Raw genomic sequence first — 25,849 nt, 5'->3', positions numbered from 1 at the left:
GGGGCAGGCGGGTCGGCTCCCGGGGCCGCCTGCCTCGGCGTCGCGGTGCCGTGTCCGTGCGCCCGGGCCCGGCGAGCGGCCAAGTGGTCGGTCGCCGAGGTGTGTTCGGGTCGCCTGACGGTTCGCGGCACGGCGTGCTGCGGGCCGCCCGCCCCGAGGTGTATCCGGGGAGGGCGGCCCGTGTCGTGGCGTGATGCCGGGTGGGTGGGGTCAGCCGCGCAGGCGGGCCATCCACGACTCGATCTCGTCGGCGCCGCGCGGCAGGGCGGCGGACATGTTCCGGTTGCCGTCCTCGGTCACCAGGATGTCGTCCTCGATCCGGATCCCGATGCCGCGATACTCCTCGGGCACGGTCAGGTCGTCGGCCTGGAAGTACAGGCCGGGCTCGACGGTCAGGCACATGCCCGGTTCCAGCGCGCCGTCGACGTACGACTCGGTCCGCGCCACCGCGCAGTCGTGCACGTCCAGACCGAGCATGTGACCGGTGCCGTGCAGCGTCCACCGGCGCTGCAGACCCAGCTCCAACACCCGCTCCACCGGGCCCTCGACCAGGCCCCACTCGACCAGGTGCTCGGCGAGCACGCGCTGCGCCTCGTCGTGGAACTCCCGGTACTTGGCGCCGGGCCGTACCGCGGCGATGCCCGCCTCCTGCGCGGCGAACACGGCGTCGTAGATCCGGCGCTGGAGCGCGGTGAACCGGCCCGAGACGGGCAGCGTACGGGTCACGTCGGCGGTGTAGAGGGTGTGCGTCTCGACACCCGCGTCCAGGAGCAGCAGATCGCCCGCCCGCGCCGCGCCGTCGTTGCGGACCCAGTGCAGCGTGGTCGCGTGCGGACCGGCGGCGCAGATCGAGCCGTAGCCGACGTCGTTGCCCTCCAGCCGTGCGCGCAGGAAGAACGTGCCCTCGATGTACCGCTCCGAGGTGGCCTCGGCCCGATCCAGGACCCGGACCACGTCCTCGAAGCCGCGCACCGTCGAGTCGACCGCGGCCTGGAGCTGCCCGATCTCGAACGTGTCCTTGACGAGCCGCTCATCGGCCAGGAAGACCCGCAGCTCCTCGTCCCGCCCGGCGTCGAGGCGCTCGCCCAGGGCGCTCTCCAGCGCCGCGTCGTGACCGCGCACCACACGCACGGGACCCGCGGCCGAGGTCAGCTCTTCGACGACCTTGCGCACGTCTCGACACGGCAGCCCGTACAGCAGCTCGCCCTCGGCCAACCCGGCACGCCGACCGACCCACAGCTCGCCCTGCCCGTCCAGCCAGAACTCGCCGTTGCCTCGGTCCGACCGGGGCAGCAGATACAACACCGCGTCGTGACCGTCGGCGACCGGTTCGAGGACCAGGACGCCGTCCTGGGTCAGGTCGCCGGTGAGGTACGCGTACTCGGTCGACGCCCGGAAGGGGTACTCGGTGTCGTTGGACCGGGTCTTGAGATTGCCCGCCGGGACCACCAGACGCTCACCCGGGAAGCGGGCCGACAGGGCCGCGCGGCGGCGGGCCGTGTTCGGCGCCTGCTCGATCGGCGCCAGGTCGACGCGCTCGGTGTCGGCCCAGCCGGTGCGCATGTTCGCGGCCAGCTCCTCCGAGACCTCGCCGCGGTAGAGGCCGTTCTTGCGCTGCTTGATGGCCTGCACCTGCTCTTCGTCGGACGACCGCTTCTCGGCACCCACGCCTGCCTCCTGAACCTCTGAATTTCCGGACTTCTCGATTTTCGAGTTTTCCGGACTTCCGGACTCGACTGCCGATCGGTTGTCGATCGCACGTTCCCACCCATTCTTCCCGACGCCCGGGCGCGACCCCCGGCAGGCCGGCGCGTCGTCGGGCATGGCCACCGGGGTGGTGGGTACGACCCCTCGGGTAGGTGCCGCGGACAGCGGTCGAGGAGACACAGGGGGGCGAAGTGATTCGAAAGCTGCAGGCGATCGCACTCGACTGCGCCGATCCGGCACGGCTCGCGCAGTTCTACGCGGAACTGCTCGGCGGCCGGGTGGTCGCGGACGCGAACGACCCGGACTGGATCGAGGTACACGGCTTCGAGGGCACGCCACTGGCCTGCCAACGCGTGGAGGGCTACCGCCCGCCGGAATGGCCGGGCCAACAGGTCCCGCAACAACTCCACCTGGACTTCGACGTGGACGACCTCGACGGCGAGGAAAAACGCGCCGTGGCCCTCGGCGCAACGGTCCTGGAACGCACGGACCAGGTCCACCAAGGAGCCAACTGGCGAGTACTCGCAGACCCGGCAGGCCACCCGTTCTGTTTGTGCTTCCACTGAGGCCGAGGTAGGCGACGTGGGCCGGGGCCGGGATTTGGCTCCGGCTCGGGGCGGGCGGGCCTGGGCAGGGGCGGGGAGAGCGGGTGGTCGGGTCGAGTCCGTCGGGGACTTCCCGAGCGGGCCGGGTGTTTTCGGCGCGCGTTGGGCTTTGGGTTGCGGGTGGCTGGTGCGGGGCGGGTCGGAGTCGGTGGTGGGCCGCCGCCGGCGTGCGGGGCTCCGAGACTTCGAGGTCCCGACGAGACGGGCGTGTCGGTCGGCGAAAAAGCGGCCGGCAGCGGCGGGCGGGGTGGGTGCTCGGGTCGGGTTCGCCGGGCTTGCGTTCCCGAGAGGGTTGGGCGGTGGGGGTTCGGTGAAAGTGCACGAATCCGGATTGCGTGGGGCGTTGCGGATGCGGTGTGAGAGAAAACCGCAGGTCGGCAAGCTTCGGTGGGCCGAAAATCCACTGAACTCGCCACCCGACTGCGGTCGGCCGCCGTCCGTGATCCTGCACGGTGAGTGAGGACACTCGCGGCGCCGGCGTAGCTGTGCGACCTGCCGTTTCAGCCGGGTGGGCGAATCGGCGCCCGGAGAGGACGCCGATTCGCTGTCGCAGCGGGCGTACTCACTTTGTCCCGGATGTGTCCGCTCTCTCGGGCAACTGCACAACGGCCACGCCGGCCTGGGACTCGCCGAAGCCCCAGCCTGCGACAAGGGAGCAGCCGACCGCTTCCAGGACATCGGCCCACGGCCAGCGGCCGCTGCCGTAGTAGAAGCCGCCCTCGCTTCGTGCGTCGCTTTCGCTGAGGCAGAGCATGCGGAGATGGTCGCGGAGGGCGGGATGTGCGACCGCACTCAGGCTTTCCTCCCAGGGCTCGGCGGCGGTGCGGACGGCATTCATGTCGTGGATCGACACCAGATGTTCGGGGCCGCGCCCGGTGAAGGTGGCGGCCCGCATCGCGTCGGTCGGAGTGCCGTCGGTGGCGACCCGCAGCAGCACGGACAGCCAGCCGTTCAATTTCTCGGATGCCTTGTCGGTCAGGTCGACCCCATGGCGGTCCAGGAGCGCCCCCAACTGCGCGCCGTAGACCAAGGCTTCATCGGCCTCATCCACCGCCGAAAGGGTCCGCAAGTCGGCGACGAAGGCATCGTCGAACGGCCGGCGCCCCTTGTGCCCACCGTCACCCCACGGTCCCGCCCCGGCCAGAAGGTCGGCGTCGAAGAGGAACAGCGACTCGCGCAGGTCGAACCGCCATGCCCACGGAGAGAAGGGGTATTCCCCGTCCGGATCCGGCAATTGCCTTGATTCCCGACCCATCAGCGCAGCAGGGGTGATCCAGGAATTCGGGAACAGGAACTCGTCGAGTGAATCCGAGACGTAGTACACCCCGTACCGGGCAGCGGGATCAACGGCCGGCCGGCCGTCGAGCAGTATCTCGAAGGCGCCGGTCAGCGCGGCATCCCACCCGTCAGGGTCAGTCACCAGGGTCGTCTCGGGCATCACGATGAGCGCTCCTATCGATGTCTTGATGTGTGTCACATGGGTCGCCGCAAAATACCGTCCGCCGGCGACACTTCAGGAAACCGACAACGAAGTCCGCGTCAAAGCAGACGAAATCCATCCGATCGGGATTACCGTTGGTTTGCCCGGTCGTTCCACCCTGCCTGCCGTGGGTCGTCGGTGGGCGTATGACTTTTCAGCCGGCTGCCCGTATCGCAGCGACGTATCCGAAGCCAACAGCCCCACGAAACCCGCACTCGACACCCCAATTCCCGCCCGCACATTGCAAAACCACAGGTCACCGAAGCCCGAAGCGCAAAACCACCCACCGCGATCCGGTTCCGAACCCCAACCCCCCTCCCAACGCCCCCGAAGCACCCGGCCCACCCGGGAAGGCCCCCGGAGAACCCGACCCGACCCCCCTGCCCGCCGCTGCCGGCCGCTTTTCGCCGACCAACACACCCGCCTCGCCGAAAGCCGAAGTCTCGGAGCCCCGCACCCCGGCGGCGGCCCACCACCGACTCCGACCAGCCCCGCACCAGCCGGCCCGCAACCGGAAGCGCACTCCCGCCAAGTAGCACCCGACCCGCTCGGTCGGGCTCCCCGGCGGCCTTGCCGGCCGTCCCCGCCCCTCCCGGACCCGCCTCGGCGCCGGCCGAAGGGCTGCGGCGGCGGTCGCCCGTGCCCTATGCCGTCCACAGTTTCGTCAGGTGCGTGTGTAGGACGGTTTCGGCTTCGGGTGGGGTCAGGTGGCCGAGGAGGACGTGGGTGGTGAGGCCGTCGGCGAGGGCCAGGAGGGTGCGGGCCTCGTGGTGGGGGTCCAGGGGGATGGGGGGATTCGGGGTGGCGGCGGCCGTGGTGATCAGGTGGGTGAACGATTCCTCCAGCGCGGCGTAGTTGGTCTTGAGGATCGCGGCCAGCGGGGCGCTGATCGCGGCCTGGGCCAGGAACGCCAGCCAGACGCGGGCCTCGGCGCGGTGTTCGTCGCGGAGGAGGGCGAACTCGGAGGCCGCGTGGCCGAGGGCGGTGGCGGCCGACTGGGCGGGGCTGCGGACCAGGCGGGCCCGTACCCGGGCGGCGACCTGTTCGCCGACGTGGCCGAGGGCGAAGACGAGCATTTCCTCCTTGGTCCGGAAGCACCGCTGGACCGCGCCCATCGACACATCGGCGCGCGCGGCGACGTCGCGCAGGGTCACGCCTTCCAGGCCGCGTTCGTCGGCGAGCCGGCATACGGCCTCGGCGATGAGGCGGCGTCGGCTCGCGTGGTCCACCTGTCTGGGCATGGGTGCCGCGCCCTTCCGGTCGTGGTGCGCGTTATTGCGATGCGGGTGCATCGGTTCCCAGGCTATCGTTCCGATGCAGTTGCATCGGAACGATGGAACCCAACGATGAAACCCACAGAAGCGGCGGACCGGATGGACCGGAACGAAAGTGCACAAACGCGCCCCGTGTCGGGCCGGCTATGGGCCATGTCCGCCACGGCACAGGCGCAAGCCGTGCGGGACGGGGTCGTCTCGGCCGTCGACCTCGTCGACGCGCACCTGGGGCGGATCGCCGAGGTCGACCCGGAGCTGAACGCGATCACCCGGGTGCTCGCCGACCACGCTCGCGAGCAGGCCCTGCGCACGGATCGTCGGCGCGCCGCCGGGGAGGTGCTGGGGCCGCTCGCAGGGGTGCCCTTCACGGTGAAGGAGAGCACCGCCGTGGCCGGCGTGCCGACCACGTTCGGCGTGCCGCGCTTTCGGGACCTGGTGGCCGCCGCCGACGCGCTGCCCGTGGCGCGGTTGCGGGCGGCCGGGGCGATCCCGATCGGGCGGGGCAACATACCGACGTTGATCCTGGCCGGGATGCACACCCGCAGCGAACTCTTCGGCGACACGGTCAACCCCTGGCACCCCGGCCGCACCCCGGGCGGCAGCAGCGGCGGCGACGCGGTGGCGGTGGCCGCCGGGATGGCCGCGATCGGGCTCGGCAACGACTCCGGCGGGTCGTTGCGGATCCCGGCCCAGTTCTGCGGGGTGGCCGCGCTGAAGCCGTCGACGGGACGGTTCCCGGCGGACCATCGGGTGCTGGGGCCGGACGATCCGGGCCCGGCGACGCAAATGCTGATCACCGACGGGCCGTTGGCGCGTGGGGTGGGCGATTTGCGCGCGGTGTACGAGGTGTTGGCCAGCGCGGACCCCCGTGATCCGCGTGCCGTGCCGGTGGCGCCGTACGGCCCGCCCATCGCCGGGCCGGTGCGGGTCGCGGTGGTGGCGGACCCCGGCGGACGCGGCGTACACCCGGCCGTGCGCGGAGCGGTCGAGGCGGCGGCCGACGCGCTGCGGGACGCCGGCTACGACGTCCGCGAAGTGCCGGACGTACCACGCCTGGACGAGGCCCTGGAGGCGTACGACCGGATCACCCTGACCGAGTTCGCGCCGACCTGGCCGGTGGTGCGCACGCTGCTGGGCCCGGGCGGGGACCGCTATATCGCGATGGCGATGGAGCGCACCCCGCCGGCGACCGCGGACGAGTTGGTGAAGCTGATGGGCACCTGGCTGAACATCCGTCGCTCGTGGGCCGAATTCCTTGACGAATACCCCCTGTTGCTCGGCCCCTCCTTCACCGAGCCCCCGGTCGAACCCGGTCTGGAATCGCGGGACCGGGCCGGTCGGGATCGGGTGGCGTCGGCGATGCGGTTGTGTACGGTGACCAGCTTCGTCGGCCTGCCGGCGGTGGCGATGCCCACCGGGGTGGTCGACGGCCTCCCCACCGGGGCGCAGATCGTCGGACGCGCGTTCCGGGAGGACCTCTGCCTGGACGCGGCCCAGGCCGTCGAGGACCGGCTGGGCACACTGACCCCGGTGGGTCCGCGCACGGGTGGGTGATCGCCGCGTGTCCGCTTCGGGGTTCTCGCGTTGAGGTAGCGGGAGTTCCGATCGGCGAAGGTGGTGCGGTCGGTGGTGCCCCGGGGGAAGAACACGAGTGCGAATCCGTCCGGCGAAGGGAATCGACGAACATGACACGCCGCCACCACCGTGTGTTCGATCCGGCCCACGAATCGGTACACGAGCCGACCCGCCGTTCGGCGCGCGCGAGGTGGCGGGCGCTGTACCGGCGAACCGCCGCCGTCGCGGCCGTCGCCCTCGCGATGGTCGGGGGCGGCGTGGTCGACGCCTCGGCGAAAGCGGAACCGGAACCGGGGGAGGAGGCGGCGGCCCCGACCCTGGCCTGGAGTCCCTGCGTCGAGGACGCCGGCTTCGAATGTGCGAACGCCTCCGTCCCATTGGACTATCGCGAACCGAACGGGCGTCGTCTCACCTTGGCGGTGATTCGCCACCGGGCCGCGGACCCGACGCGGCGGCTGGGGACGTTGGTCCTCCAACCCGGTGGGCCGGGCAACTCCGGAGTGGACTTCGTGCGCGGGAACCACGCCTCCCTGCCGGCCGAGCTGCGGGAACGTTTCGATGTGTTCGGCTTCGACGCGCGCGGCATCGGGCGCAGCGCGCCGTACGAGTGTTGGGACGACGCCACCTACTCCCGCGAGGTCACACAATCGCCGGGGCGGCCCGGGCCCGAGGGGTTCGACCGGGCGGTGTCGACCGCGCGGGACTTCGACGCGGCCTGCGCGGCCAAGGCCGGTGACGTACTGCCGTTCATGGGCACCGACTACGTGGCGCGCGATCTGGAACTGCTGCGCCGGGCGCTGGGTGAGCGGCGATTGTCCTTCTACGGACGCTCGTTCGGGTCCTACATCGGCACCGTCTACGCCGACCGGTATCCCGGCCGGGTGCGGGCCATGGCGCTGGACGGCGCCTACGATCCGGTGCACTACGCGGAGCGCCCGTACGAGTACGACCGGCCGCAATACCTCGCGCTGGACGCGGCGATGGGGCGCTTTCTCGACTGGTGCAGCGCCGAACCGGTGCGCTGCGGGTTCGGCCAAGGGGACGCGCGCGGCGCGTTCGAGCGCCTGATGCGGGAGTTGGACGCGCACCCGGTGCCCACCCCGTCGGGCGTGGCGGCGAACGGGTACACGCTCGCATACCGGCTGATGTTCAACATCAACGGAGGCAAGGCCGTGTGGCCCGGGTTCGGCGCAGCCCTGCGGCAGGCGGAGTCGCGGGACGGCACCGCCTTCCTGCTGCGACCGCCGTCGGCGGCCGGCTTCGACTTCCTCACCGCGAACGTCGTGGTCGAGTGCATCGACCGGGCCTACCCGCGTGACCCGGGCCGGCTGGAGCGGAACGTGCGGGCCAATGTGCGCGACGCGCCGCTGCTCGGCCCGCCGATCGGGTTCGGACCGCCCACCTACGACCACAACCACGCGCCGGCGTGTGCGCAGTGGAACGGCGAACGGGTCAGCCGGCACCGGGGCTCGTATCGGGCGTGGGGCTCCGCGCCCATCCTCGTGCTCGGGACGACGGGCGACCCCGACACCCCGTATCAGGACGCGGTCGCGCTGTCGGAGCGCCTGGACAATGCGTGGCTGCTCACGTTCCGTGCCGAGGGGCACACCGCCTTCGGGCGCAGCGCCTGTGCGCAGGCGGCGACCGTCCGCTACCTGACGGACCTGACCCTCCCACCACGCGGTACGGTCTGCGCCGACGAGCCGGATCCGGTCTCGACGACCGCGCAGGCGCCCCCGGTGGCGGGCGGCCCGGGTGCGGCCGGACTGCCGGGGATGCCCGGTGTGCAGGGCCTTCCGGGGCCCGCCGGCCTCCCGGGCGTCGACGAAGGCTTCGATCGCATCGGCGGCTGACCCCGTGTGGCCCGGCCCACGTTCACCGCATCCGTCGCACCCGCCGCCATTCGGGTCGGGGTCGATACGATTGAAGGAGTGATTACCGGCGTCGGTCAGGAGTTGCGAGATGAGTGCTGGAGTGGAGAAGGCGGTTCTGGCCGGAGGTTGCTTCTGGGGGATGCAGGACCTCGTCCGCAAGCAGCCCGGGGTGACGGCCACCCGCGTGGGCTACTCGGGCGGGGACGTCCCGAACGCCACCTACCGCAACCACGGTGACCATGCCGAGGCGATCGAGATCCTGTTCGATCCCTCGGTGACGAGCTATCGCGACATCCTGCAGTTCTTCTTCCAGATCCACGACCCGACGACCCGCGATCGTCAGGGCAACGACATCGGCCGCAGCTACCGCTCGGCGATCTTCTACGCCGACGAGCAGCAGCAGGCGACGGCGCTGGAGACGATCGCGGACGTCGAGGCCAGCGGCCTGTGGCCGGGCAAGGTGGTCACCGAGCTGGAGCCGCTGGGCGACTTCTGGCAGGCCGAGCCCGAGCACCAGGACTACCTGGAGCGCTACCCGAACGGGTACACCTGCCACTTCCCGCGCCCGGGCTGGAAGCTCCCGCACCGCGACCGCGCCTGACCCCCGCCCGGGCACCCGCCGGGGCCGAGCCGGGCCCGGGCCGTCCTCCCGCCCGGGCTCGCCCCACGCGCGGCCGGACTCGGGCCCCGGTCCGGCTCAGACTCCGGCCCATCGGCGCAGCGTGGTGGTCGCCTGCGCGGCGTCGTCCGGGGTGAGGGTGCCCAGGCGCGCGCCGTGGCCCGTGTGCGGCGCGATCAGGACCCGGGTGTCCCGACTGCCCGGTCCCGGTCGGAACGGCTCGGCGCGTACCGGGTCGTTCTCGCCGTAGACGAACAGGATGCGATCGCCGCGGTGGCGGACCCAGCGGTCGATGTCGGGCATCGCGCCGGAGTCGAAGCGCAGCGGGGTGCCCGCAGGCAGGTAGTTGCGCACCTCCTGGATGCCGGGGTAGCGCAGCAGGCCGTCCAGATGGGGCGTGGCGAGCTGCATGTAGCCCAGCTGGGTGCCGAGTTGGTGGAAGTACGGCCGGAAGAACGTGACGCTCTCGTCGGCGTAGACCGCAAGCCGGGTGACACCGTCGACCCATGCGTAAAGCTCGTCGGCGGACGCACCCGGCGCGGGTATCCCGGCGCACTTCGGCTCGCCCGCGTACATCCAGAACATCATCGGCAGGCGGAGCACCGCGAGTTCGAAGGCCCGGTCGACGCTGCCGAGCGTCTCGAAGGTCTGCGCGTTCGCCGCCGCCCACTGCGCGTAGCGGGTCGTCATCTCGTCGCGCCGCAGGAGCGCCTCGCGCTGCACCGATTGCAGCGCGGCCCGGCACTCGGGTGTGCCCACCCGGGCCAGGAACGTGTCGTACGCGCTGTCGTCGCGGTCGTCGACGTTGTTCGGCGCGGAGTAGACCACGCTGCCGTCGACGTCGTCGGGGTGGAATCGCCGGTGGTAGACGGTGGCCATGCCACCCTTGCTGCCGCCGGTGGAAATCCAGGAGCCCTGATAGATCGCCTTCAGGGCCTGGATCAGCCGATGGTGATCGTCGGCCGCCTGGCGGATGTTCAGGTCGGACATATCGGTGGGGTCGGTGGGGTCGACGGGTCGGGAGGTGCCGAAGTAGCGCTGTTCGGTGTAGATCTGGTTGCCGTCGAGCAGGGTCGCCGGCTCGGAGCGGAAGCTCGCGCCGGCGCCCAGGTCGTAGCCGCTGGTGTACAGGACCATCGGCCGCGCGGTCGAGCGGTGTTGCAGACTCAGGCGTTGCTCGAAGGATCCCCGCTCGGGGTGTCGGTGGTCGTCGGGCTGGCGATAGGTCAGCTCGAAGTAGCGGATGCCCGGCGCGGCGGGCTTCTCGGCCACCACCCGCATGCCCGGTATCGCGGCGATCCGGTCCCGGATGTCGACCCCACTGCTCTCCGCCGCCGCGACGCCGGCCGCGACCGGCGCAGGGGCCGCCACGGCCGTGCCGGACCCCGCCGGCACCAGCACCGCGGCGCTCACCGCCAACGCCGCGAGCCTGCGCCGGCCCCGCAGCGTCGTGCCGCCACCCGGGGCCCGCCGCGCCCCGCCCGGGTCGCGTGGTGCCCGGTCTCGATCAAGCCTTGCGTTTGTCATGTCCCCAGGAAAGCCCGGGCGCCCACGTCGCCGGATCCCCGGAACGGGGGAAACGCCTCCCCCGACCGGGGGAGACGACCCATCGCGTACGGTGAGCCCTCGTACGGATCGGCGGCTCGACTACGGGGGTACGGCGTGGAATCGATCGGCGTCGGGGACCCGTCCCGGATCGGGTCCTTCGCGGTGCTCGGCCGGCTGGGCGCCGGGGGCATGGGGCAGGTGTACCTGGGCCGTTCGCCCGGCGGGCGGCTCGTCGCGATCAAGGTGGTCCTGGGCGACCTGGCCGAGGATCCGCACTATCGCCGCCGGTTCGCCTCGGAGATCGCCGCGATGCGCCGTATCGGCGGCTTCTGGACCGCCGCGTTCGTCGACGCGGACGCCGACGCCGAGGCGCCGTGGTTGGCGACCGAGTACATCGCCGGCCCCTCGCTGACCGAGACGATCGCCGCGCACGGCACGCTGCCCGCGTCGAGCGCGCGACTGCTCGCCGCCGGACTGGCCGAATCGCTGGCCGCGATCCACGCCGTGGGGCTGGTGCACCGCGATCTCAAGCCCTCCAACGTGCTGTTGGCCTCCGACGGCCCCCGGGTGATCGACTTCGGCATCGCCCGGATGGTGCGCGAGGCGAACGGGCCGACCCGGACGGGACACCTGGTCGGCACCCCCGGGTTCCTGTCGCCCGAGCAGGCCAGGGGCGACGAGGTCGGGCCGGCGAGCGACGTGTTCGGGGTCGGCCTCGTGGTCGCCCACGCGACGACCGGACGCTCCCCGTTCGGGTTCGGCGACGCGGCGCAGATGATGTTCCGGGTCGTGTACCAGGACCCCGATCTCGACCCCGTCCCCGAGGAATTGCGGCCGGTGGTGGCCGCCTGTCTGCGTCGGGATCCGGCCGAGCGGCCCACCCCGGCGCAGGTCCTCGAGATGCTGGGCACCATGGCCCGCCCGATGGGTGCCGACTGGTTGCCGGCGCCACACTCCGCGCTGGTCCGGAGCCGCTCCGCGACGGCGGCGGCGAGCGGCGGAGCGGCGCCGGCGGCACCGGCGGCACCGGGTGCGCCGGATGCGACGGGTGCGACGGGCGCCCCGCCGACCGACGTGCCACCAACCGACGTGCCGCCGACCGACGTTCGGCCCCCGCACCGCCCCGACCAGGTCGAGGCGGCGACGGCGACCGCCGCCGTCGGCCCGGTCGCCACCCCGTCGTCCCGGCCCGAGCAACCCCCGGCCCGCCCGATCGGGCCGCCGATGATCCCCCCGCCGCCGCCCGTCAAGCCCGCGTATGCCCCCGCCCCCATCCCCCCGGCCCCGCCGGCGCCGTCGAGCCCCGGCATCGCGCGCCGCCGCCTCCTGATCGGCGGTTCCGTCGTGGCCGCCGCGCTCGCCGGCGGCGGTGCGTACCTGCTCACCCGCGACGAGGGCAAGGGTGCGGTCGGCGCGGGCAACGCCGCGAACCCGTGGTCGCCCGGCACCGGTTCGTCCCCGAGCCCGACCACATCCGCCTCGGCGCCGAACGGCACCGGCACCGGCGGACAATCGTCCGCCCCCGCCCCGTTGGCCCACCTCCTCCCCGAGCCGTACCGGTCCGGACGGCCCCTCCTCGTCGGCGTGGACGCCGCCTACCCACCCAACGAGTTTGTGGACACCGACGGCCGGAGCGTCGTCGGCATGTCCGCCGACCTGATCCGGGCGATCGGGCAACTGCTCGGTGCGACACCGAAGTTGGAGAACACCAAGTTCGACGCCTTGATCTCGTCGCTGGTCGAACGTCGAGTCGACCTGGTCGTGTCGTCGATGTTCGACACCAGGGAACGGCTGAACATGGTCGACTTCGTCGACTACTTCACCGCCGGCAGCGTGCTCCTGGTCCGGAAGGGCAACCCCCGGGGCATTCGCACCCTGGCCGACCTGTGCGGCGCGAAGGTGGCGGTGCAACGCGGCGCGATCCAGGAGGACATGGTCGCTCGCGCAACCACCCGATGCGGGCCCGGCGCGTCGAGCCCGATCAAGCTCGACGGCATCGAGGCCGCCGCGAAGCAGATCGCCGAAGGTGGCGCGGATGTGGGCGTGTTCGATCTCCCCGTGGCGGTGAACGGGGCTCGGATCTCGGGCGGTGTCCTCGAAGTCGTGGGCGAGCAGATCGAACCCCTGCCGTACGGCATCGCCCTGCGCAAGTCCGACACCGCGCTGCGGGACGCGGTGCGGCAGGCACTGGAGCGCCTGCTGCAAACCGGGGAGTACCGGGCGATCCTGGACCGTTGGCAACTCGGCGCGGGCGCCGTCCCGCGCGTGACGGTCAACGGCGGCTGACCCGGCGACCCCCTCCCCGAACCCGGCGGTGCCGCGAGGAGGCGGCCGAGATGCTTCCCAAGCACTCGTTTGGATGGGGATACTGGCCGGCGTGGACCCAAGTACCGCGTTGCGCGAATTCCTCGTGTCCCGGCGCGCCCGGTTGTCACCGCGCGATGTGGGACTGTCCGACGACGGTCCCCGACGGGTGGTCGGTCTGCGCCGCGAGGAGGTGGCCTCGCTCGCCGCGGTCAGCGTCGACCACTACATACGCCTCGAGCGCGGCCAGGCCTCGCGCGTCTCGGACGCGGTCCTGGACGCCGTCGCCGAGGCGCTGCGCCTGACCCGGGGCGAACGGCAGTACCTGCGCAACCTGGCCCGGCCCGATACCGCGAGCACGCGGGAACGGGCGTCGGTACGCCCGGGGTTGCGCGTGTTGCTCGACGCGTGGGGTCCGCCCGCGTACGTGGTCGGCCGCAACGGCGTCATCGTGGCCTGGAATCGCGCGGCCACCCGGGTGTTCCTCGACTTCGGCGAAGTCCCGCCCGAACGGCGCTCGATCGGCGGCCTGATGTTCGGCGACCCGCGCGCCAAAACCCTGTACGCGGACTGGGAGCGCAAGGCGGGAGAGACCGTCGCCTATCTGCGGACCGAGGTAGGCAAGCGGCCCCGGGACCCGGACCTGGCCGCACACCTGCGCGAACTCGCGGCGATCAGCCCCGACTTCGTCCGGCTGTGGTCGGCCCAGGCGAAGTTCGACCTGGCCCACGGGACCTGTCGCATCCGGCATCCGCTCGTCGGCGCGCTCGATCTGACCTACGAATCCCTGCACCCGTCCGACGACCCGGACAAGGTGGTGATCGCGTACGCGCCGGCGGACGCGGTCTCCGCGGCGGCGCTGGCTCTGCTCGACGGCGAGTCGTGACGCACCCTCGGTGACGAGGCCGGGCCCGAGGCGCCCCGACCGAGGCGGCGCGACCCCATCCGGGGAGCACGGATGGGGGCACGCGCCTTCGCCGCACGATCGTGGATCCCCTCCACACCGCCCACGATCGCCTCGGACCCACCGATCATCGACCACCACAGCCGCCCCAGACAGTGCAAACCCCGCACTGGCAGGGCCCGATGTTGCGTGACCGGGCCGGTTGTCCTCTCCGCTCGCGATCGTGACGCAACATTCCCGGGCCGTCGACCCGTCTATCTCCCGACACCGGCGAGCAGACGGTCGCCGCGAACATCGGTCGCACGGGAAGCAGGGGGCCGGGATGAGGCTGGACCGGGGATGAGGCAGGAACGAGAGCGCATGTTCGACGAGTTCGTCGCGGCGCGTTACCAGGCGCTGCGCCGGACGGCGTATCTCCTGTGCGGCGACTGGCACCAGGCGGAGGACCTGGTCCAGAACGCGTTGGAGAAGGTGTTCGCGTCGTGGCACAGGATGCGTGATCCGGGAGCGGTGGACGCCTATACCCGACGGGTGATGGTGCGGGGGTTCGTGGACGGCAAACGCCTGCGCGGCAGCCGCGAGTTCCCGGCCGCGACCGTTCCCGACGGCTCGGCGGTTCCGGAGGACAGTGCCCGCAGGTTGGCGCTGTTGGCGGCGCTGGGGAAGGTGTCGCCCGGATATCGGGCCGTGCTGGTCCTGCGGTACTGGGAGGACCAGAGCATCGAGGAGACCGCGGCGATCCTCGGCCGGAGTTCGTCGGCCGTACGGTCGGCCGCGAGCCGCGGACTGGACCAACTGCGCGCGATCCTCGGCGAGTCGGTGACGGACATCGCGCACGCGTAATCGATCGGAACAAAACCGCGCGGGACAACCAGGCCGCACGCGGCGCCGAAACCCGCGCAACCACGGATCCGTACGCGACGGCAAGCCCGCGCAACGACCAAGCCGTACGCGGCGGCAAGCCCGCGCGGCGACCAGGCCGCACGCGACGGCGAACGATCGCACAACCCGCACGACGACAACCCGAACGACGACGACAAGCCCGGCACGACAACAGAAACCAAGGAGCGCACGATGCCTCTCGAAGACGAGATGCCCGGACTGCTGCGGGAGATGCTGCCGGTGGCCGATGCCGAGCCGCCGATTCCCGACGTCCTGCCCGGGGTCCGAGCCGGCGGCGTCCGCCGTCGGCGCCGCCGCCGGCTCGGTGTCGGCGTGGCGAGCCTCGCCGCGGGCGCCCTGCTCGCCGGCACCGCCGTCGGCGTACTGGCGTTGACGGGGGATGACGGCGAACCCGCCACGAGCGGCCCGGCCGCCGCCCCCAGCCGAGCGGTACCGCAGCCACCGCCGTCCGCCATCGCGCCGCCGCCCACCGTGTCCGGCGACGACTTCCTGCGAAACCCCGGCCCCATCCACGATCGGGTCCTCGCGGCCCTGCGCGCGCACCTGCCCGCGGGTGTGGTCAGCGCCGAGGACCAGGACGAGGGCGACCAGACGCTGTTCTTCCGACTGACCCGCCAGGACGGCACCGTCACCACGATCGACCTCGGCGGCGGCCGGCCCGCCACCCCGGGTGCCGAGCCGGACAACCTGTGCCAACTCGGTCCGCAATTCGACAACAAGACGGGCCGGATGATCCAACCCGACTACTCCGAGTGCGAGCGCAGCGTCCTGCCGGACGGCTCGAAGGCGATCACCGACAAACTGCGCTCGGGGAGGGAGACCCGCGTCTCGGTCTCCCTGATCACGCCCGCCGGCCTGACCTACGTCGTCGCGTCGAGCAACCGCGACAAGTTCGGCACGATCCACGACGGACCGGCCCTGAACAGCGCCGAGTTGCTCGCACTCGTCGCCAACCAGGACCTGATCGCGGCCATCCCGGGCGCCCGGACCGAACCCGTCGGCGCGCGCTGACCCATCGGCCCACCCGATCGCCCGACCGGGCGAAACGGCCACCGCCCCGCGACTTCGGCCCGCGGGGCGGTGGGATTGGAGTCCGTGGCGGTCGGGAGACGGCCGCACGGAATGTGAACCGAGGTGCGGGATCAGGTTGTTGCCGTCCGACGGCGGCGAATCACCAGGGTGCCGACGCCCAGGACCAGCACGCCGGCGGCACTCGCCGGCAGCGCGATATCGGCCGCCGAGGATCCGCCGTGATGGGTGCCGGGCGTACTTGGTGTGGCCGCGAAACCGCCCAGTTTCCCGTCGCGCTGGTACGTCGAACCAGGCAACTTGTCGGCGTACCGGTCGTGTACGAGCCTGCGATAGTCGGCCAGGATGGCGCCGTTCGGGCCGACCGACTGCTGCGCGGCCGGGTTCAGCGGCAGGACACGACCCTCGTGCACCCGGTACCAGGCCGCGATCTGCGGCTCGGTGAACACCGTGTCGCCGCCTGCCTGGCGGGCATAGCCGACCTCGTCGGCACCCGACAGCACGTTGGTGACCCGCCACGCGCCCGAGGCGCGGTCGCGCACCGTCCACACCGTCGCCTCGACCCCGGCGGCCGAACGGGCCTCGGTGGCGAGATAGGCGAAATTGGCCACCGGCGCCGACGAGTTGCCGCCACGCACGAAGTCCGCGTTGAGCGAGTACACCGGAACCGCGGCGCCCACGAGTTGCGGGGCCTGCGCCGCCGCGGCCTCGGGGGCGACCTTCGACTGCACCACCGCGCCGTTTTGCGCGGTCGCACGCTGGTCGAGGTGGACGAAGAAGGTCGCCAGCCGGTTCGTGGTCTCGGGGGAGACCAGGGCCTGCTGCGCCGCGTTCCGGTCGGCGGCCGTCGGCGAGTCGCCACCGGTCAGGGCGACGTCACCGGCGGCCGACGCGGTCGGTGCGAGGAACAGCAACGCACCGATACCGACGGTGGCCAACACCCCGACGCGCCGGGCGGGCGCGCGGGAGTGGTCGGGCCGGGAACGGAAGATGTCGGTCATCACACTCACGCCTCTCCGTACAGCGACTCGGCCCACTGGAACTCGTAGTTGCTGACGTACGAGTTGTAATCCATCTCGCCGTAGCGCTGACTGGACGGCCACGGGTCGGAGTACATCAGCGTTCCGTTGTCCGAGTCGTAGCCGTACAGGACGTTCGCGTGCCCACCGCCCGCGGTCCAGTAGATGCCCACCACGATCGGCGAGTTGGCGTCGATCGAGGACGCCACCGTGCCGAGGTCCAGCGTCCCGGTGACCCGTCCCGGTCGCATGCCGAGGCGGGACCAGGCCCGCTGTACGTCGCTCAGCTCACCGGGCTGGTTCGGGCACTGGTAGTTGGTGGGCAGGCCGCGGGCGTAGTCGCAGAAGGTGTTCTGACTGGTGTTCAGACCGCGGCCGAGATACCTGGCCACGGACAGCCCGGTGGCTGCCCAGCACCACTGGTTCTGCACCTGGGTCAGTTCGGTGAGGGCCAACTGCCGTGCTCCGTAGGCGGCGTGCGGACCGCCCGATGCGACCTTCAGGGGCGCGGCGACGGACGGCTTGGCCGGCGCTGCCGACGCGTTTCCGGCCAACGGAACGGCCAGACACAGCGCGGCGGTCACTCCGGCACAGACCGACTTCCAGCGCCGCGACGGCGTGGCCGGCGGGTTCGCGGCGCCGCGAACCGTACCGTGATTCCGCAGAATCATCGTGTCTCCTTCTCGTCCGGCGAGGGGGCACCGGACGGAGATCGAGGGGGACGCGACCGGCGAGGGGGCACCGCGGACGGAACGGGACACGCGGTGCCGGACACCCCGGACGACATGCGCGATGAGTCGTCCGGGACGCGGAGGAAGTCCCTCGCCGGTCGTGCGGGGGAACACCGGCAACGCTGATCCTTCACGGCCTGCTCCGGAACCCCCCGGACACAAAGCAGGGGGTTCCCCCGAGCCCCCCTCGGTGCCGCGACCAACCGCGAAGCGCGGCTATTCCGCCTGGTGGGACCGGCCGTTCGCGCCCAGGGAGAGCCGGATCAGCTCGGCGCGCGAGCGGATCCCGAGCTTGCGGTACACCCGGGTCAGGGTGGATTCGACCGTCTTGGCGGACAGGAACAGCCGGGTGGCGATCTCGCGGTTGGTCGCGCCGTCGCCGACCATCTCCGCGACCCGATGCTCCGCCGGCGTCAACGCCCGTGAGCGTGCCTCGGCGGCCGGACGACCCGCGGCCGGGTCGTCCGCGAAGGTGACCCGCTCCAACTCGGTACGGACCTGATCGAGCCAGGGACGCGCCGCCGTGTGTACGAACGCCAGCTCCGCGCCGCGCCACGCGGCCAGCGCGGCGGCCGGATGCCGGCGGCGCAACTCCACGACGCCGAGCGCCAACAGGTCGCGGCCGTGCTCCATCGGCAGGCCCAGTTCGCGATGCCGCTCGGCGGTCGTCCGCAGGCACTCGGCCGCGCCGGCCAGGTCGCCGGACTCGCCCCGGACCAGGGCGTCGGCCCGGGACAACGACGCGAACACCCCGTCACGGCCCAGTCGTTGCGCGGCCTCCCCGACCTCGGCGACCACCGCGCGCGCCTGATCGTGGTCGCCCACCGCCACCAGCGCCTCGGCCAGATCCACGCCCCACGGGATCGCCGCCGGATCCACGATGCCGCGCCGCCCGGCGATCGTGCGGGCCCGACTCAGGCAGCCCACCGCCGCGACCGGATCGCGCAGCCGATATTGGATCTGCCCCAGGATGCACAGTGCCAACGGCAGATACACCTGATCCTGCTCGGACCGACCCACGCGTATGCCCTCGCGGGCCAGCTCCGCGCCCCGGGCCGGATCACCCCCGGCCGCCTCGGCCACCGCCGCCGCATAGTAGGCCGGACCGAGCTGTGCGCCGATCTCGCGAGCCACCCGCAACGCCTCGTGCCCGGCCGACAATGCCTGGGCGCACCGCCCTGCCCGGACGTCCACGTCGACCTTGGCGCAAAGCAGGAACACCTTCTCCTCCGCGTCGTCGGACTCCTTCGCCCGGCGCAACATACGGTCGAGTTCGGTCGCGGCGTCGACGAGCCGGTCGGCGAAGAAGTCCAATCGTGCCTTGACCCCGCGAGGGCCGTTGTGGCTGCCGGTCGGTCCGGCGTCCTGCGGCCGGGCCAACGCCCGGGTCAGCGGTTCGCGTGCGTTCGGCCGGCCCTGGAGGGTGCCCACGAACGCCTGGAGGGCGAGTGCGACCTGCTCGGTGGAGCGGTCGCCGCCGCGCCGGGCGAGCGTCGCGGCGCGCGCCGCCTCGGTCCAGGCGATCGCCGAGTCGCCGTCGCTGATGTGCGCCTTGCACGCGCGCAGATAGTGCAACCGGGCCCGCCCGCACGTGTCGTCGCCGACCTGGGCGAACGCCTCCGCGAAGACCTCGTCCAGGTCGTGCAGCGCCTGATTGGCCGCATTGATGATCAGGATGCAGGCCCGGACGCGTTGCGCGGGGGTGGGGCCGAGAGCGAAGACGTGACCGGCCAGTTCGCGACACAGCTCGTAGTCGGTGGCGGCGTAGGCGTGCCCGGCGCCGTCGAGGCTGCGTTCGCATCTGCGGTCGGCGTGTTCGTCCGGGGTACGCGCCACGGCGAGGCGGGCCAGTGCGGCGGCCTCGTCGGGCATGCCCCGGCGGCGGGCCTGTTCGGCGGCGGCCATCAGCGTGCCGGCCACCCGTTCGTCCGGGCCGGGCAGGGCCAGGGCCAGATGGCGGGCCCGTTCGATCGGCTCGCCGCACACCTCGGCGAGCGCGGCATGCGCGGCGCGGCGCTCCTCCGCGGTGCCGCCGTCGTACAGCGCGGCGGCGAACAGCGGGTGCACGAACCGCAGTCGATCACCGTCCTCGCCCACGTCGAGGACGCCCGCCGCGGTCGCGTCGGCGACGGTGCGCCGGACCAGATCGTCGCCGCTCGGGTCCGCCGTGTGGATCGGCGCGTCGTGTGCGGCGTGCATGAAACCGGCCGCCGCGCGCAGCGTCGAGACGGTGGGACGGGCGGCGGCCCCGGCGAGCAGCAACAACCAGCGGGCGTCGGTGGACCAACCCTCCAGGCGGGTGGTGAGCAGCCGGCGCAGCCGATCGGGCACGGGCAACGGTTGGTCGCGGGTCGGGAACCGGTCCAACCGACGCAGCGCGCGGGCGAGTTCGAGGGCATACATCGGATTGCCCGCGCCGGCCCGATGCACCTGCCGGCTGAGCCAGTGGGGCAGGGGGCGTTCGTCCGTCGGATCGTCGGGGCCGGGCGGGGTCGGGTCGGCGCCGAGGACGCCGCAGGGCCCGCCGGTTCCGAGGGCACCGATGGCTCCGAGAGCCCCGATGGAACCGGCGGTTCGGTTGATCCGGTCGATCCGGTCGGTTCGATCCGTTCGGTCGAGGAGATCGCGGGTCTCCGCCAAGCCCAGTGGCGGGAGTTCGAGTTCGAGCAGGTCGCCGGGACAGAACCGGCCGCCGTGGATCGGCCCGGCCGGCGGATCCGTGGTCTCGGCGACGACCACGCGCACCCGCGCGGGATCCAGGCGCCGGGCGACGAACGTCAGCACCTCGGCGCTGGCCGGATCCACCCACTGCGCACCGTCGATCGCCACCATCGCCGGAGTGGACGCCGACAACGCGCGCAACACCGCGAGCGTACCCAGACGCAGCGCCAACGGATCCGGTCCGCCCGGTTCGGCCGGCTCGCGGCACAACACGACCCGCAGCGCCGAGCGTTGCGGCGCGGGCAGTGCGCGCAACACCTCGTCGGTGACCGGATCGAGCAGGTCGGCGAGCGTGGAGAAGGCCAACTCCCGCTCCGCCGGCGCCGGTTCGGTCCGTAAAAGCAGTGCGCCCCGTTCACCGGCGAGCAACGCGCGCAGCACATGGGACTTGCCGATCCCGACCGGGCCGTGCAGGACGACGCCGCCCGAGGCGAGCCGATCCCGGGCCAGCGCGGTCAGTTCGTGTCGCGTACGGTCGGTGTGCGCCACGCGTCGTCCTCACCATGCCGGATCCACGTCCGCCGAGGCCGCCACCCGCCCGCGGCCGGACCCATCGTCACGCGGCTCCCGCCGGGCGTCAACGGGTGGGCGCGGCCGAGGGCTTCCCGGATGCCGTCGGCCCGTCGACGCTCGTGGCGGGGTCAGGAGCCCAGATAGCGCAGGATGGCCAGGACCCGGCGGCTGTACCCGGTTTCGGGGCCGTGTGGCAGGTCCAGTTTGTCGAAGATGGCGTTCGCGTGCTTTTCGACGGCGCTCTGCGATATGTGCAGGGCCTTGGCGACGGCCGCGTTGGTGCGGCCCTCGGCCATGTGCGCCAGGACCTCGGACTCCCGGGCGGTCAGCCGGTCCAGGGGGTCGGTGTGGGTGGTCCGGGACAACAGTTGGCGGACCCCCTCCGGGTCGAAGGCCGCGCCGCCGGTGGTCACCCGGGCCGGCGCGTCGAGAAAGTCGTCGACGTGTGCGACACGGTCCTTGAGCAGATAGCCGACCGCCGCGCCGTCCTGGATCAACAGCTCGACCGCGTAGCGCCTTTCGATGTACTGGGACAGGACCAGCACACCGACACCCGGCTGCCGGCGGCAGTACGCCGACCGCGAGCAGCGCCCCGGCGGCGGCGAGTTCGTCGGCCCGGACCGCGAGCAGCAGCGCACCCCCGCCGAGGACACCCGCCACAGCGGCGAGCACCGTTCGGGCTTGCGGCGACCGCGCATCGGCCGGGGCGGCCACCCGCAGCAGGGCGGGCGGTCATCGGCGGTACCCGGCCGGCCCGGCGCGCGGGCAGCCAGGCCGCCGCCAGGGTGATCAGTACCCCGACCGCGTGCACCACCACCGGCGTACCCGGCCGCACCGTCGGCCCACCCACCGCCGGGGCGTCGCCGACCGGCCCGACCGGCCGGATCAGCCCGACCGCCAGTGCCACGCCCAGGGCCAGACCGAGCGTCGAACCCGCGACGCCCAACACCCCGGCCTCGCCGAGCACCAACCGGTTCACCTGCCCGCGTCGGGCGCCGACGGCGCGCAACAACCCGCTCTGTCGCGTGCGTGCGGCGATCAGTGTCGAGGAGGTGTTGCCGATCGGGAACACCCCGACCAGCACCGAGATCCCGGCGAAGTCGAGCAGGATGTAGGTGACCAGGTCCAACGAGGCCCCGGCGGCGTCCCCGCGTGCGGCGGCCTCCCCGTCGCGGGGTCCGGTCGCCGAGGCCGATCCCGTGGGCCCGCGCGCGCTTCGCCGCCACGACCGCCTCCGCCGGGCCGGCCGGCGCGGCCGCGATCCAGGCGCGGCGCCGGCCGGCCGGTCCGCGACGAGGCTGCCGCGCGCACGCAGCGGTGCGCCCCGACCGTGCAGCGCCACGGTATCCGGGGCGTGCATCCGCCCGTACACCCCGCGCACGCCCTCGGCCGCGACATGGGGCCGAGCGCCGGGTCCACCTGCGGAGAACCACACCCCCGCGCGGTGGTGTCTCGGCGCCGGCCGGGTCGGGTCAGCGGCGGCAGAACTTGCGTTCCGCCGCCTTCGGGTCGGCCGGGATGGTCAGCCGGGCGCGGTCGAAGGAGCCGGTGAGGTTGCGCAGGAATCGGCCCGGTGTCATCGGCTCCGTCGTGGAGCGCACCAACTCCTTCAGGTCGCCGCAGTCCAAAGCGGCCCGGGCGGCGCGGATGTCCTCCGGGGATGCCGCGTTCGGCGGGATCTGCGACCAGGCGGCCGGGTCGACGTAGAGGGCGACGTTCCAGGCCGGGGGAAGCAGCTTCTCGTGGCCGGCGGCGACGTGCTGGGTGCGCTCGATGTGCGCGCCGACTGTATTGCTCAGCCCCCACACGTCCACCACGATCCCGCTCAGCGGGGTGACCACGCCGCCGACGCCCAGGCGCCCCATCACCAGGCCCTCGGCGGCCCGCACTTCGGGTCGCAGCGGCAACGGCGGCACGCCGCCGGCCGCGGAGAGGTGGTTGCCGTCCAGCACCAGAAGATGCCGGCCCTGGGCATCCATGCGGAACAACTCCGCGCGCAGCCCGGGGAGAGTCTCGCTGTGTGCGTACGACGTGGTGGGGTTGGTGGTCCTGGTCCAATTCACGTACACCATGCGCTCGTTCCAGGTCTGGTACACCCCCGGACGCGGCCCGTCGGTGGTGGTCAGACCGGACCGCAACGAGACGCCGCACCAGACGGCCCAGACCGGCACCAGCACGAGAACGGCCGCCGCGCGACGGTCCACGGGCACGAGCAGGGCCGGCAGCAGGATCAGCACCAGCACCGGCACCCACATACGACCGTGCATGAAGTCGCCGCCGACGCCCACGACATACAGCGCCTGGACGAGCGCGGCCACGACCGGCGCGGCACCGACGATCGACGTGCGTCGCTCGCGCGGGCGGCGGCGGAGCAGGAGCAGCGCCACGACCGCCAGGATCAGGAGGGTAGGCATCCACAGGCGGTAGGGCCGGTCGACGTCGAGGAGATAGTCCCAACCGCGCCCCCAGTACAGGCGCGTCGCGCTCTTCGCGACGGCGGGCATCGGATAGGGCAGGCCGTAGAAGCCCATGCGGAAAACCTGGTACGCCAGGGGGAGTGCGCCGGCGGCCAGGAACATCGCCACGACGGCACGCCGTCCCGATCCGGACACCAGGGCCAGGGCGATCAGGAACACCAGCGCGGTCGCGGCCAGTTCGGGGCGGATCAGGAAACCGAGCCCGAACACCGCCGCGACGCCGAGGCGATGCCGAGTCGACCACGCCCGGGGATCGCCTCCGACCAGCAACCACCACGACAGGCCGATCCAGGCGACGAGCAGGCCGGTTTCGAGCCCCGACGTGGCGAAGTCCCAGACCGGAGGCAGCGCGACCAGGACGAGGGCGCCGGCGGGGACGAGGACCCGGCCGGTCTCCGCGCGCAGCAGCCGACGGGTGCCCGACAGGGCGAGCCACAACCCGGCGACCGACAGGACCAGGCCCGCGTAGACGGCGACGCGGGCCGGATCGCCCGGGACGAACGCGTCGAGCAGCACCAGCAGCCACTGCCACAACGTGCCGGTCGACGTCTCCACGCGCTCGCCGGGGCTGTACACCGGCCCGTTGCCGGCGAGGATCTGCCGGGCCGCACGTACGTAGATCAACCCGTCGTCGGTGATCCACCGCCGGTGCCACCCCATGCCGGCCAGGATCAGCACCGGGAGGGCGATGGCGAGGTGGTCGAGGAGGCGGGTCCGGCGGGCGAGGCCCCGGCCGGGGCCGGCGGGCTCCGACGGCGCGGTGACGTCCGGGAGCGCGTCGGATGTGAGGGTGGGCGTGGTGGTGCCGGTCATGTCGTCCTTGGGTTCCGGGTCGGTGTTCCGCTTCGATGTTCCGGTTCGGCGGGTGGACGGCCGTCGGGGCGCTGTCGCGCCGGACCGCGAGCGTGTGCGAAGCCGGTCATGATCGAGGCGTCGGGGCGATCGACAACACGTGCGAGCCGTTGACCCCGGCCGTCGGTTCGCCGGGCATGGTGTCGATGATGTCGCGTTCGAGCACGACCGTTGCCCCTACGACGGCCTCGATCGGGTGATTCTCCCGGGGCGCGGGTCGGCACCGGGCGCGAGCCGAGCAGGGCCCGGCCGTCGGTTGCCGGCTATTGCCGGGCCGGGACCGCGTCGATCGCGGTGGCTACCGCTTCCGGGGCGGAGATCATGGGGAGGTGGCGGGACTTGGGGATGAGCGTGGGCGGCGGGGCGCCTATGCGGTCGGCGGTTTCGGCGGGGGTCTTGTGATCGAACACGTCGTCGTTCGCGCCGAAGACCACCGACTTGGGCATGGGCACGTCGCGCAGCCGCTGCAGGCGTTCGGCGGATATACCCAACACGCCCTCGCCGAGCATGCTCCACAGCGCGCCCTCGGCGCCCGCCACCTGGAAGGGCCGCCGCCACTGGTCGACCCCCGCGCCGTCGAGCCGAGGGCACTGCGGTCCGCACTGCGAGCCGTACACCTTCCGGATCAGCCAGTCCGTCCCGAGCCCGATCCGCAGCAGGCTGGTGCGGAACGGGTCGATCAGCACGTACTTGAGCGCGGACGGCGGACCGGCGCCGGTGTCGAGCGCGTCGCCGTCGAGGAGCATCATCCCCCCGACCCGCTCGGGCGCGCGCAGGGCCGCCTCCGCGACCATCGCGGCCCCGCTGGAGTGGCCCACCAGCAGCGGCCGTTCACCCGGACCACCCAGGTGCATCGCGTCCAGGAAGCCCAGGAGCTGCCGGGTGAGGTGGTCGACCGTGTACGGGCCGCGCCGCTGGCTGTAGCCGTATCCGGTCAGGTCGAGCGCGTAGACCCGGTGGTCGCGGGCCAGCAGCGGAGCCAGCCGCGACCACGTGTCGACGGACTCGAAGGCACCGTGCACGAGGACGACGGGCGACCCGGACGTGCCCCACGTCTGGTAGCGCGTACGGATGTCGGCCGCCTGAACGTAGGTCAGCCCCTCGGGTGGGTCGGCCCGGTCGTCGGTGAACGCGTTGTACGTGAACGACGCGAGCGTCACGGCGACCAGCGTCACCAAGCAGGTCAACGCGATCCGCCGCCCCCAACGGCGAAGCCGCGACCGCGTCCGGGGCGGCGGGGTTCCGCCGGACGGCGGGTCCGTGGCCGGATGGTCGGCGTCCGAGGTCGGGTCGGCCGTGGAGACGCCGACACCGGCACCCGCATCGGTCACCGTCGCGGTCGAGTCGGCCCCGCCCGGCCGGGCCTCGGCGGCCGAGCCGGCCTCGTCGCCCCGACCGCCACCCTCCGCCCCAACGGTGCCGCCATCGGTGCCGGTATCGGTGCCGACTTCGGGCCCGGCTTCGTCGTCGGTGCCGTTCTCGGTTGGTCGGTGCTCCACAGCAGTTCCCCGTCGGTGGTCGAAAGCGCCGGTACACGACCCGGCCCGGACGCGGCGGTGCACCGGGTGGGGCGGACGCCTCCGCCCCACGCAGCCGCCCTGACGAGAACAACTCTCGCCCGCGCCCCCCGGCGCCCGCATCCGACGGGAGAAGGCTCCTCGCGTGCTCCGTGGGCGGCATGGCCCGGCGAAGCCCATGCTCCCCCGGAAGTAGC

The 25,849-nt window shown here is 72.6% G+C and carries 18 protein-coding genes and 1 pseudogene; 8 read left to right on the top strand and 11 right to left on the bottom strand.

Annotated features, from left to right (window positions below):
• Positions 1-210 precede the first annotated feature (210 nt).
• Positions 211-1,668 (bottom strand): aminopeptidase P family protein, encoded by a 1,458-nt coding sequence (locus ACWGR4_RS17875; RefSeq protein ID WP_380002532.1) that lies wholly within the window; start codon positions 1,666-1,668, stop codon positions 211-213.
• Between the two features lie 230 nt (positions 1,669-1,898).
• Here ACWGR4_RS17875 and ACWGR4_RS17870 point away from each other — a divergent pair, with 230 nt between their 5' ends.
• Positions 1,899-2,273, top strand: a complete 375-nt coding sequence (locus ACWGR4_RS17870) for a VOC family protein (RefSeq protein ID WP_380002531.1) — start codon at positions 1,899-1,901, stop codon at positions 2,271-2,273.
• Positions 2,274-2,874: 601 nt separating this feature from the next.
• Here ACWGR4_RS17870 and ACWGR4_RS17865 read toward each other — a convergent pair.
• Together ACWGR4_RS17865 and ACWGR4_RS17860 are read right to left on the bottom strand one after the other, a co-directional pair.
• Positions 2,875-3,750, bottom strand: a complete 876-nt coding sequence (locus ACWGR4_RS17865; RefSeq protein ID WP_452133197.1) for a hypothetical protein — start codon at positions 3,748-3,750, stop codon at positions 2,875-2,877.
• 686 nt (positions 3,751-4,436) lie between these two features.
• Entirely contained in the window at positions 4,437-5,033 is a 597-nt protein-coding gene (locus ACWGR4_RS17860) for a TetR/AcrR family transcriptional regulator (RefSeq protein ID WP_380002529.1), read from the bottom strand.
• Positions 5,034-5,219: 186 nt separating this feature from the next.
• Between ACWGR4_RS17860 and ACWGR4_RS17855 the strand changes: the two genes are divergently transcribed.
• From ACWGR4_RS17855 to msrA, 3 genes are all read left to right on the top strand, one after another.
• Positions 5,220-6,620: an amidase family protein gene (locus tag ACWGR4_RS17855; protein WP_452133198.1), complete on the top strand. Its 1,401-nt coding sequence runs from the start codon at positions 5,220-5,222 to the stop codon at positions 6,618-6,620.
• 131 nt (positions 6,621-6,751) lie between these two features.
• Positions 6,752-8,494 (top strand): alpha/beta fold hydrolase, encoded by a 1,743-nt coding sequence (locus tag ACWGR4_RS17850; RefSeq protein WP_452133199.1) that lies wholly within the window; start codon positions 6,752-6,754, stop codon positions 8,492-8,494.
• A 109-nt stretch (positions 8,495-8,603) separates the two neighbouring features.
• On the top strand, positions 8,604-9,116 hold the full coding sequence (gene msrA / locus ACWGR4_RS17845) for a peptide-methionine (S)-S-oxide reductase MsrA (protein ID WP_452133200.1): 513 nt from the start codon (positions 8,604-8,606) through the stop codon (positions 9,114-9,116).
• A gap of 96 nt (positions 9,117-9,212) precedes the next feature.
• Here the strand turns inward: msrA and ACWGR4_RS17840 are convergent, their stop codons facing one another.
• Positions 9,213-10,661 (bottom strand): S28 family serine protease, encoded by a 1,449-nt coding sequence (locus ACWGR4_RS17840; protein ID WP_452133201.1) that lies wholly within the window; start codon positions 10,659-10,661, stop codon positions 9,213-9,215.
• A 135-nt stretch (positions 10,662-10,796) separates the two neighbouring features.
• Here ACWGR4_RS17840 and ACWGR4_RS17835 point away from each other — a divergent pair, with 135 nt between their 5' ends.
• From ACWGR4_RS17835 to ACWGR4_RS17820, 4 genes are all read left to right on the top strand, one after another.
• Positions 10,797-12,968, top strand: a complete 2,172-nt coding sequence (locus tag ACWGR4_RS17835; RefSeq protein ID WP_452133202.1) for a bifunctional serine/threonine-protein kinase/transporter substrate-binding domain-containing protein — start codon at positions 10,797-10,799, stop codon at positions 12,966-12,968.
• A gap of 91 nt (positions 12,969-13,059) precedes the next feature.
• The gene (locus ACWGR4_RS17830) at positions 13,060-13,872 is read left to right on the top strand and encodes a helix-turn-helix transcriptional regulator (protein WP_452133203.1); all 813 of its coding nucleotides are present in this window, start codon (positions 13,060-13,062) and stop codon (positions 13,870-13,872) included.
• 357 nt (positions 13,873-14,229) lie between these two features.
• On the top strand, positions 14,230-14,733 hold the full coding sequence (locus ACWGR4_RS17825; RefSeq protein WP_452133204.1) for a SigE family RNA polymerase sigma factor: 504 nt from the start codon (positions 14,230-14,232) through the stop codon (positions 14,731-14,733).
• A gap of 231 nt (positions 14,734-14,964) precedes the next feature.
• Positions 14,965-15,804, top strand: coding sequence for a hypothetical protein (locus tag ACWGR4_RS17820; protein ID WP_452134213.1), 840 nt, complete (start codon positions 14,965-14,967; stop codon positions 15,802-15,804).
• A 131-nt stretch (positions 15,805-15,935) separates the two neighbouring features.
• On the opposite strand, the gene ACWGR4_RS17815 is transcribed toward ACWGR4_RS17820, so the two are convergent.
• The 7 genes and pseudogenes from ACWGR4_RS17815 to ACWGR4_RS17785 all read right to left on the bottom strand — a co-directional run bounded on the left by ACWGR4_RS17815 (position 15,936) and on the right by ACWGR4_RS17785 (position 25,634).
• Positions 15,936-16,832 carry a hypothetical protein gene (locus ACWGR4_RS17815; protein ID WP_452133962.1) on the bottom strand — a complete coding sequence of 299 codons (897 nt, stop codon included), beginning with the start codon at positions 16,830-16,832 and terminating at the stop codon, positions 15,936-15,938.
• Entirely contained in the window at positions 16,829-17,512 is a 684-nt protein-coding gene (locus ACWGR4_RS17810; protein WP_380002518.1) for a papain-like cysteine protease family protein, read from the bottom strand. The genes ACWGR4_RS17815 and ACWGR4_RS17810 overlap by 4 nt, the downstream gene beginning before the upstream one ends.
• A 276-nt stretch (positions 17,513-17,788) precedes the next feature.
• A complete protein-coding gene (locus ACWGR4_RS17805; RefSeq protein ID WP_452133963.1) occupies positions 17,789-20,782 on the bottom strand; it encodes a helix-turn-helix transcriptional regulator in 2,994 nt (997 codons plus the stop codon).
• Positions 20,783-20,934: 152 nt separating this feature from the next.
• Positions 20,935-21,372 (bottom strand): annotated as a pseudogene (locus ACWGR4_RS17800) (LuxR C-terminal-related transcriptional regulator); the annotation flags it as partial.
• Positions 21,300-22,166 carry an ABC transporter permease gene (locus tag ACWGR4_RS17795; RefSeq protein ID WP_452134212.1) on the bottom strand — a complete coding sequence of 289 codons (867 nt, stop codon included), beginning with the start codon at positions 22,164-22,166 and terminating at the stop codon, positions 21,300-21,302. The gene ACWGR4_RS17795 and the pseudogene ACWGR4_RS17800, both read right to left, overlap by 73 nt.
• A 112-nt stretch (positions 22,167-22,278) precedes the next feature.
• Positions 22,279-24,096 (bottom strand): hypothetical protein, encoded by a 1,818-nt coding sequence (locus ACWGR4_RS17790; RefSeq protein WP_452133876.1) that lies wholly within the window; start codon positions 24,094-24,096, stop codon positions 22,279-22,281.
• A gap of 302 nt (positions 24,097-24,398) precedes the next feature.
• A complete protein-coding gene (locus ACWGR4_RS17785) occupies positions 24,399-25,634 on the bottom strand; it encodes an alpha/beta fold hydrolase (protein WP_452133877.1) in 1,236 nt (411 codons plus the stop codon).
• Between the last annotated feature and the right edge of the window lie 215 nt (positions 25,635-25,849).

It is taken from the genome of Embleya sp. NPDC055664 (assembly GCF_053618075.1).
Note: the sequence above shows the minus strand (reverse complement) of the source record. Positions and strands in the feature narration are given on the sequence as shown.

Excerpts from the sequence above, each read along its gene's own strand:
- ACWGR4_RS17865 (WP_452133197.1), bottom strand. The coding sequence starts at position 3,750 with ATGCCCGAGACGACCCTGGTGACTGACCCTGACGGGTGGGATGCCGCG.
- ACWGR4_RS17860 (WP_380002529.1), bottom strand. The coding sequence starts at position 5,033 with ATGCCCAGACAGGTGGACCACGCGAGCCGACGCCGCCTCATCGCCGAG.
- ACWGR4_RS17855 (WP_452133198.1), top strand. The coding sequence starts at position 5,220 with ATGTCCGCCACGGCACAGGCGCAAGCCGTGCGGGACGGGGTCGTCTCG.
- ACWGR4_RS17850 (WP_452133199.1), top strand. The coding sequence starts at position 6,752 with ATGACACGCCGCCACCACCGTGTGTTCGATCCGGCCCACGAATCGGTA.
- msrA (WP_452133200.1), top strand. The coding sequence starts at position 8,604 with ATGAGTGCTGGAGTGGAGAAGGCGGTTCTGGCCGGAGGTTGCTTCTGG.
- ACWGR4_RS17840 (WP_452133201.1), bottom strand. The coding sequence starts at position 10,661 with ATGACAAACGCAAGGCTTGATCGAGACCGGGCACCACGCGACCCGGGC.
- ACWGR4_RS17825 (WP_452133204.1), top strand. The coding sequence starts at position 14,230 with ATGAGGCAGGAACGAGAGCGCATGTTCGACGAGTTCGTCGCGGCGCGT.
- ACWGR4_RS17820 (WP_452134213.1), top strand. The coding sequence starts at position 14,965 with ATGCCTCTCGAAGACGAGATGCCCGGACTGCTGCGGGAGATGCTGCCG.
- ACWGR4_RS17810 (WP_380002518.1), bottom strand. The coding sequence starts at position 17,512 with ATGATTCTGCGGAATCACGGTACGGTTCGCGGCGCCGCGAACCCGCCG.
- ACWGR4_RS17795 (WP_452134212.1), bottom strand. The coding sequence starts at position 22,166 with ATGCACGCCCCGGATACCGTGGCGCTGCACGGTCGGGGCGCACCGCTG.
- ACWGR4_RS17790 (WP_452133876.1), bottom strand. The coding sequence starts at position 24,096 with ATGACCGGCACCACCACGCCCACCCTCACATCCGACGCGCTCCCGGAC.